Source organism: bacterium (assembly GCA_040753085.1).
Lineage (GTDB): Bacteria > UBA9089 > JASEGY01 > JASEGY01 > JASEGY01 > JASEGY01.
Genome location: JBFMHI010000154.1, coordinates 1 through 6,638, shown reverse-complemented (window position 1 = coordinate 6,638; position 6,638 = coordinate 1). Strand labels below are relative to the sequence as shown.

The window sequence follows — 6,638 nt, the reverse complement described above, 5'->3', positions numbered from 1 at the left end:
AAGAAATTTCCCATAGACATAGATATTCAAGCTCTACTACTACTAAAAACAGGTCGCTCCTACGGAGCTGCAAATATATTGCTTTTGTGAAATACTACAAACAGATTACTCCTACGGAGCTTTATTCTTGTCCCAGGATTCCATCAATTCCTCACTTTTGTCCGCGAACAATTGCGACCTGTATGATTAATTAGGTAGGGAAAAACAAAAATAAACCACGAAGAACACGAAGTTCACGAAGAAAGTAATTTAAGGGTAAGGTAAATGGGATTAAAAGATTTGTTCTATAATTCTTCGTGTGCTTCGTGTGCTTCGTGGTTTTTAAAAGATGTGAGTAAGGTTAAGCTAACCATACAGGTCGAACAATTGTCAAAGGATAGTGGAAATGAACTCGAAACTCGAAATAGGTATTGCCAATAAACAGTCTGAGGCAGTCGATCTTCAGGAAGTAGAGCGGATAATCCGTCAGACCCTTCACCTGGAAGGGATAAAAGAAGGGGAAGTAAGTATCCTCCTGGCCGATGATGAATTAATTCAGCAACTAAACCGGGAGTATCGTCAGATAGATGAACCGACTGATGTCCTGGCCTTTGCCTTCAGGGAAGGAGGACATCCAGGCCCCTGCCTGGGTGAGATCGTTATCTCTACCGAGACCTGCCAGCGTCAGGCAGTTCAACTGGGCCACAGCTTTGAAAGGGAATTAGCTATTCTGCTTATCCATGGGGCGCTTCACCTTTTAAGTTACGATCATTTGGAGGAGGCCGAATCTAGAGTAATGCGTCGGAAAGAGGAGGAGATATTGAGGACCATAGAGGTATGAGCTACCTGACCGAAGGATTGGTGGAAGCGCTTGATTTGATCCTCTCCTTTGATCGAGAGGTCATGGAGATCAGTTTTGTTTCTCTTAAGGTGGCGACCATCTCTACCACCATTTCGAGCCTGGCCGGCGTGTTACTTGGGGTTCTCATTGCGGCCCACAACTTTTGGGGAAAGAAGGCGGTGCTGACTACCTTCAACACCTTAATGGCCCTACCTACAGTGGTGGTGGGGTTGCTATGTTACTCCTTTCTTTCCCGGAAAGGGCCTCTGGGTTCCCTCGGTTTGCTCTATACCCAGACGGCCATGATTATCGGTCAATTTATCCTGACCACCCCCATTATCACCTCTTTAAGCATTTCAGCCCTTTCCAGCTTAGACCCCCGTGTGTCTCGTGAAGCCCTTTCTCTGGGGGCTACCCCTTATCAAACGGCCTTAACCTTGCTGACGGAAGGGCGATTTGCCCTGGCCTCGGCGATTATGGCCGGCTTTGGCCGGGTCTTTGCTGAAGTAGGTATCTCAATGATGTTGGGCGGAAACATCAAAGGCTACACCAGAAATATCACCACCTCTATTGCCCTGGAAACGAGCAAAGGAGAATTTGCCCTCGGATTGGCCTTAGGCATGATCCTCCTGAGCGTCGCCTTTGGATTAAATATTCTCTTTCATTACCTTCAGGCCCAAAAAGACTGATCTCAACAATGATCAAACCATCCCAAACCCACCATCCACCATCCGCAATCCCAAAGCCGCTTATTAAAGTAGAGGGTCTAACTAAATCCTATGGAAACAGGCCTGTCCTGGACATCCCCCATTTAGAATTCCACCAGGGAAAGATTTACTGTCTCTTTGGCCCTAACGGGAGCGGCAAGACAACCCTTCTCAACATCCTCTCCCTGCTTGAATCCCCTACCAGCGGCAAGATCTTCTTTGAGGCAGAGGAAGTAACCACCTCTTCCTTATCTGCCCGGCGAAAGATGGGGATGGTGGCCCAGGACCCTTTTCTTTTCCACACTGCGGTGGAAAGGAATGTAGGCTATGGTCTGGCCATTCGAGGGGTAAAATCTAAAGAAAGGAAAGAGCAAGTACGCCGGATATTATCTGAAGTCGGCCTGCCGGGGTTTGAATCTCGAAGCACTAAGGAACTTTCTGGGGGAGAGGCACAAAGAGTGGCTATTGCCCGGGCGCTGGTCTTTAACCCAACCCTTCTCTTCTTGGATGAGCCGACCGCCAATATCGATAAAAGAACGATTGAGACCATCGAGGCCCTTATCACCAAGATAAACCGGACTCATTCTACCACTATTATTTTTACCACCCATAGCCTTTCTCAGGCATATCGGATGACAGAGGAGGTTATTTCCCTGATTGATGGAAAGGCCGTCATCGCTTCTCCCGAAAATCTATTGGCCGTAGAATTGATCAAAGGGGATGGGCTAACTCAAGCGGTGATTAAGAATAAGGAAGATACCGCTATCATCGTAAAGGTGGTAACCGAAAAGAGAGGGCCTGGCCACATATTGATTGACCCTAAGGAGATAATCGTATCCAGAGACAGCCTGGTTTCATCGGCCCGAAATTCCTTTTCAGGACGGATTACAGCTCTTTCTTTCATTGGATCCCAGGTTAGAATTGGTGTAGATGTAGCCGGCGTAGAGTTTGTGGTTATTATCACTCAAAAATCCCTTGAGGAAATGGGACTTAAGCCTGGTTTAGAGGTATATCTGACCTTTAAGACCTCCGTAGTTAAGGTCTTTTAAGAGAAAGCCATCGCCTAAGAGTCGATTTTCCTTGACAAGTAAATTGGAGAGCTGCGATCTGGGATATTGACCATATTGGTATTTTCTGGCAAAATGAAGAAGTTGAATTCGAGCTGTGCGGTTAGGGGGCAGTTATTGGGGAAACGGACAAGGAACCTTTGGAAACTAAATCGACCTGCTAAACCTAAGTCAGCGCCTTAACCAGAAGGCTGGCCAGGATGAAATAGACCGTCAGACCGGTTATGTCCATCACTGTGGTCACAAAGGGGCCGGAGGCGATAGCCGGGTCTATGTTTAATCGGTTAAAGATTAAAGGAAAAAGGGCGCCAATAAAAGCGGCCAGGCTGAGTGAGCAGAACATAGAAACTCCGGCGGCCAGGGCAACTACCTCCCCGCCCATGTGAAAAAGGGAGGCTATTACACCGATCAATGTCCCGCACATAGCCCCAAGAATCAGACCGATACCCATCTGCCGGCTTAGAATCCTGCCTATCTGAGCACGTTCCAGATGGCCAAGCGCCACCCCCCGCACCACTATGGTGGAGGACTGAATGCCCACATTCCCTCCCATGCCCAGTATAACCGGAATAAAAAAGGTCAGGGCAATGGTCTCATTTAAGGTGATCTTAAAGAACCTGATAATACTGCCTGAAATCAGACCACCGATTAAACAGGTAAAAAGCCAGGGAAATCTTAAGACGGCGATCTTAAATATCGATTTTTTATGCCCATCATCTTCAAAGGCTGTTCCGGCCATCCGATAGATATCTTCGGTCGCTTCTTTTTCCACGACATCGATAATATCATCTACCGTAACAATCCCTACCAACCGGTTATCGTGCTCAATGACGGGAAGAGCTAATAGATCATAAGTAGCCACTGTCCTGGCCACTTCTTCCTGATCTAAATCTACTTTGACCCTGATTGGATCGGAGTCCATTACCTCAAAAAGAGAAGTCCCTTCCTTGGCGAGAATGAGGGCACGCAGGGAGGCTACTCCGACTAAGTGACCGGACTCATCTACCACATAGACATAGTGGATCATCTCGGCCTTAGGTCTCTTCCTGATAGCCTCAACGGCTGCCTCCACGGTTATATCTTCTTTTAAGGCAATATAATCGGTGGTCATAAGTCCACCGGCCGTATCAGGTTCATATTTTAAGAGTTGAACTACATCGGCTACCTCTTCCCGCTTCATCAAGTTAAAAAGACGGGTGACGGTTTCATCAGAGAGTTCGGAAAAGAGATCGGCCCGATCATCAGAAGACATGGCATCCAGCACCTTCCCTGCCCTCCCTCGACTGATAGAATCGAGCAGGAAGGACTGCTGCTCAAGCTCAAGCTCTTCAAAGACCTCGATAGCCTCATCATCCGAAAGACATTTAAAAACAGCCACTTGTTCTTCTGGCTTAAGGTCTTCAAAACCCCGGGCAATATCGGCCGGATGAAGTTCCTTCAGCAAACCCCTTAAGATAGTATAATTATTGTCAGTTAGTAGATTCCTGATTTCAGGAATAAATAAGGCCATGCTTTTCATCGTTTTTACCCTCGCGCCTGGTCAAGTTAGTATTTGTGGGTACAGCCTCTTTTACCCTTCACCTTAATCCTTTCCCCTGAGGGGAGAGTATTACCTGGTTTGGCAATTCACCACCAAAGATGATAGAATTAAACTAAAGAGGCTCTACCCACAAATACTAGCTTGATAAGACACTAGCCCTTCAATGAAGACCCTCATATTTATTCACCCACACTAACTTTACTTTTTATCAGATTGATAATCTCTTCTGCAAGTTTGAATGTATCTTCTACTTCTTCATCTAAAATCTCTGGGATTGGTCCAGGAGGATACCGCTCTTCATAGTAGTATCCCGTAAGCCTTCTGCCCAAGTCCAGATATTTTTCAAAACCTTTATCAAATTCTATTATTTCTGTTAAAAGTGTTTCAATATCATGGATTTTTCTCGGTTCCCAACCATACCAGATAAGATAACCTTTAAGGTACTTTTCTACTGCCTGGTGAAGCAAGAAGATTACCTCTTCATAATAACCTGCTTGACTAAATATTAGTTTTGCGGTCAAAAAGTCGTGCTTTCCACGTTCAAACCACTCCTTTACAATTCTATCTTTCATACAAAACCTCTCCTTTAGTAGTAATCTCTCTTAAAAAATCATCGCCCATTTCTAATCTTTCATTTAATTCGTTGCTGGTTAAAATCAATGGCGAGATAGAAATTTTAAATCTTGGGTTGTAAATAATTCGTTTTACCTCAACAAATCTATCTATTCTATTCTTTTTTTGTGTGTCTTTTATTATTAAAAGGTCAATGTCACTATCTTTAGTTGATTTCCCATAACAATAAGACCCAAACAAGATAATCTTCTCAGGCATATATTCCTTTATCAGAATATCTATAACCTCTTTAAGTATATCTTTTTTAGTATTCATATATTTTTCTCTTCCTTAATTTCTTTGAATATGTTGTAATCGTTCACCACAGAGACACGGAGAATGATTTTAGATTTTTCTCAGTGTCTCTGTGTCTCCGGGGTGAGGTGAACGGTTACAATATGTTTTTTAAACAGGTTTTGAAGATTCGTATGGAGTTTGTTTATCTCACCATAGATATGAACTTCTACATTTCTCTTGAGGTGTTTGCTGCCTTCTTCCCTGAAATAATCTTGACCTTCAAGATGCTTTTCTCATCCGCATCCAGGATATGGAAGCTAAGTTCTCCAATGTTTATTGTTTCTCCTGATTGAGGTATTCGACCCAAATGATGAAGAATAAACCCCCCTACGGTTTCATAATCCTCTTCCGGTAGATCAAGATCGAGCTCTTCACTTAACTGGTCGATGCTTACTCGAGCGTCAACCTCATAAGTAGATTCATCAACGACCTTGAGGCCCCATTCCTCATCATGAACATACTCATCCTCTATCTCGCCAACCAGTTCCTCTAATAAATCTTCCAGGGTGACCAGACCGGCCGTGCCGCCATATTCGTCAACGACTATGGCAATATGGATCCGTTTTTCCTGAAATTCTCGAAGTAATTCCCCAATCGGTTTACTTTCCGGAACGAAATAGGGGATCCTGATGAATTCAATGGCTCTAACCTCGGAGGGGTCTTCTCCCCAAAAGTTCAGTAGGTCTTTGGTATAAAAGATACCTAAGACATCATCGATGTCATCCCCGTAGACAGGGATTCGGGAATGATTACGTTCGGATATAACCTGAAGGATTTTGTTCATATCCGCTTCAGCCTCAAAGGAAACCATATCTACCCTGGGAGTCATCACCTCTTTCACCCTGGTAGTAGACAATTCAAAGGCTCCGGTGAGCATTTCTTCCTCTTCTTCTAAGACACCCTCACGCCCTCCCTCCTCAATAAGAAATTTAAGCTCTTCTCGCGTCAAATAAGGGGTCTCTACTTCCCCTCGTTCCGCTATCTTGAGCAGCCGACCTAACAAGCCCACGGCCGGATAAAGTAGAAAGTAAGAAACCCTTATTGGCCGGACCAGGAGGAGAACCAGCTTAATAGCGTGCCTCCTGAAAAGACTCTTGGGAATAATTTCACCAAAGATGAGAATGACGCCGGTGACCACTACGGCCGTTATACCTTGATAACGTTCAAAGAGAGAAGCCGCTGTCACCGTAATAGTAACCTCAGCTATATTTGCTCCGACTAAAAGTGTCACGATCAATTGGGGATAATATCGATAAAGGCCTTCCATCATCTGAGCCCGAGGCAGACCGGCCTCAGCTAAGTGCTTAAGCCGGATCCGGTTAGCTGAAATGACTCCAATCTCGGCTCCGGAAAAAAAGGCGCTCAGGCTAAGCAAGATAATAATCAACATTAAGGTTAGAAGGGTGTAAATCATAGTCGATTTCGGATTTCGGATGGCGGATTTCGGATTCTTCCGATGTAACCGTTCAGCCACAAAGCCACTAAGCCACGAAGAGAATGATAGAATAGCACACGGATGACACAGATTTTGGCGGATTCTCACGGATTTTTTCTAATAAATTTGTAACCGTTCAGCACATGATGCTGGATGCTCG

The 6,638-nt window shown here is 44.8% G+C and carries 7 protein-coding genes; 3 read left to right on the top strand and 4 right to left on the bottom strand.

Annotation, left to right across the window (positions count from 1 at the left end; all coding sequences use genetic code 11):
• Window positions 1-385 precede the first annotated feature (385 nt).
• The 3 genes from ybeY to AB1797_12155 are packed head-to-tail and all read left to right on the top strand — an operon-like array spanning window position 386 to window position 2,576.
• A complete protein-coding gene (ybeY, locus tag AB1797_12165) occupies window positions 386-820 on the top strand; it encodes an rRNA maturation RNase YbeY (GenBank protein ID MEW5768353.1) in 435 nt (144 codons plus the stop codon).
• Window positions 817-1,509, top strand: a complete 693-nt coding sequence (locus tag AB1797_12160) for an ABC transporter permease (protein MEW5768352.1) — start codon at window positions 817-819, stop codon at window positions 1,507-1,509. The genes ybeY and AB1797_12160 overlap by 4 nt, the downstream gene beginning before the upstream one ends.
• Window positions 1,510-1,517: 8 nt before the next feature.
• Window positions 1,518-2,576, top strand: coding sequence for an ABC transporter ATP-binding protein (locus AB1797_12155; protein MEW5768351.1), 1,059 nt, complete (start codon window positions 1,518-1,520; stop codon window positions 2,574-2,576).
• A gap of 184 nt (window positions 2,577-2,760) precedes the next feature.
• Here AB1797_12155 and mgtE read toward each other — a convergent pair whose 3' ends face one another.
• The 4 genes from mgtE to AB1797_12135 all read right to left on the bottom strand — a co-directional run bounded on the left by mgtE (window position 2,761) and on the right by AB1797_12135 (window position 6,517).
• Entirely contained in the window at window positions 2,761-4,113 is a 1,353-nt protein-coding gene (gene mgtE / locus AB1797_12150) for a magnesium transporter (protein ID MEW5768350.1), read from the bottom strand.
• A 200-nt stretch (window positions 4,114-4,313) separates the two neighbouring features.
• Window positions 4,314-4,706: a HEPN domain-containing protein gene (locus AB1797_12145; GenBank protein MEW5768349.1), complete on the bottom strand. Its 393-nt coding sequence runs from the start codon at window positions 4,704-4,706 to the stop codon at window positions 4,314-4,316.
• Entirely contained in the window at window positions 4,696-5,022 is a 327-nt protein-coding gene (locus tag AB1797_12140) for a nucleotidyltransferase domain-containing protein (protein ID MEW5768348.1), read from the bottom strand. The genes AB1797_12145 and AB1797_12140 overlap by 11 nt, the downstream gene beginning before the upstream one ends.
• Before the next feature lie 187 nt (window positions 5,023-5,209).
• Window positions 5,210-6,517 (bottom strand): hemolysin family protein, encoded by a 1,308-nt coding sequence (locus tag AB1797_12135; protein MEW5768347.1) that lies wholly within the window; start codon window positions 6,515-6,517, stop codon window positions 5,210-5,212.
• Window positions 6,518-6,638 lie beyond the last annotated feature (121 nt).